At 44.1% G+C, this 1,402-nt stretch carries 2 protein-coding genes; both read left to right on the top strand.

Features of this window, described 5'->3' with window-relative positions; genetic code table 11:
* Positions 1-993: ParA family protein (locus AB4512_RS21760; protein ID WP_372175628.1), on the top strand; the 993-nt coding region annotated here is incomplete at its 5' end.
* A gap of 5 nt (positions 994-998) precedes the next feature.
* Positions 999-1,402: ParB N-terminal domain-containing protein (locus AB4512_RS21755; protein WP_372175627.1), on the top strand; the 404-nt coding region annotated here is incomplete at its 3' end.

The following is a 1,402-nucleotide window of genomic DNA, read 5'->3' as shown; positions in this document are numbered from 1 at the left end:
AATCATTACTCGATTTCATTGACAGAAGCTCACATGTTGATGGACGCGGCAGAAGTGCCGAAGTTCCATGAACGTAAGCAGCACGCTGACAATAAGCCATGGATTATCAACGTACAAAACCAGAAGGGTGGTACGGGTAAATCAATGACAGCAGTTCACTTAGCCGCTTGTTTGTCTCTGAATTTGGATAAGCGCTACCGTATCTGTCTGATTGACTTGGACCCACAGGGCTCTTTGCGTCTGTTCCTAAATCCACAAATTAGTGGGGCAGAGCACGACAGCATCTATTCTGCCGTCGATATCATGTTGGACAATGTGCCTGAAGGCCAAGATGTCGATCTAGAGTTTCTTCGTAAGAACGTACTATTGCCAACTCAGTATCCAAACCTGAAGACAATTTCTGCTTTCCCAGAAGATGCGATGTTTAACGCTGAAGCGTGGCAAAGCCTTTCACAAGATCAGTCACTTGATATTGTTCGTCTGTTAAAAGAGAAGCTTATCGACAAAATCGCCGATGATTTCGATGTGATTATGATTGATACCGGCCCGCACGTTGACCCTCTAGTATGGAATGCAATGTACGCGTCGAACGCACTTCTGATTCCATGTGCAGCTAAGCGTTTGGATTGGGCTTCAACGGTTAACTTCTTCCAGCACTTACCAACGGTTTACGAAATGTTCCCGGATGATTGGAAAGGTCTCGAGTTTGTTCGTCTAATGCCAACCATGTTTGAAGACGACAACAAGAAACAGGTGTCAGTTCTGACGGAAATGAACTACCTGTTGAATGATCAAGTAATGATGGCAACCATTCCAAGAAGCCGTGCTTTTGAAACCTGTGCTGACACTTACAGCACGGTTTTCGATCTAACGGTAAGCGACTTTGAGGGCGGTAAGAAAACTCTAGCTGTTGCTCAAGACGCAGTACAAAAAAGTGCTCTAGAATTAGAGCGCGTATTACATAGCAACTGGCCTTCACTTAATCAGGGATAACAACAATGGCAATTAAAACATCTGACTTAAATGCAAAGCTATTTGGTAAAGCAAACAAACGTCGCGTAGCAACACCACAAGAAGCGCAAACAGCGGCAAAAGAGCAGGCTCAAGTGATTGAGCTTTCTGTTGCTGGCGAAGATTTGGTTTCATTTGAATTGGTTCGAATTCCTGCGGCTGAAGTGGCTACTCGAACGGTTGTTTTTGAAGAGAATGCTCGTGAGCAATCTTTCTTAAACGAGCATGCGCTTTCTGATGTTCTTACAACATTGAAAGAACGTGGTCAGCAATACCCAGCAGTTGGTCGTAAGAACAAAGACGGTAAGATTGAAGTTCTTGATGGTAGCCGTCGTCGTATGTCATGTATTTTGGCTGACAAAGAGTTCCTAATCTATGTTGCTGAAAACAT

Origin of the sequence: Vibrio sp. 10N.222.52.B7 (genome assembly GCF_041474275.1) — a bacterium.
Taxonomy (GTDB): Bacteria; Pseudomonadota; Gammaproteobacteria; order Enterobacterales; family Vibrionaceae; genus Vibrio; species Vibrio crassostreae_C.
This window is presented reverse-complemented; position numbering and strand designations above follow the sequence as displayed.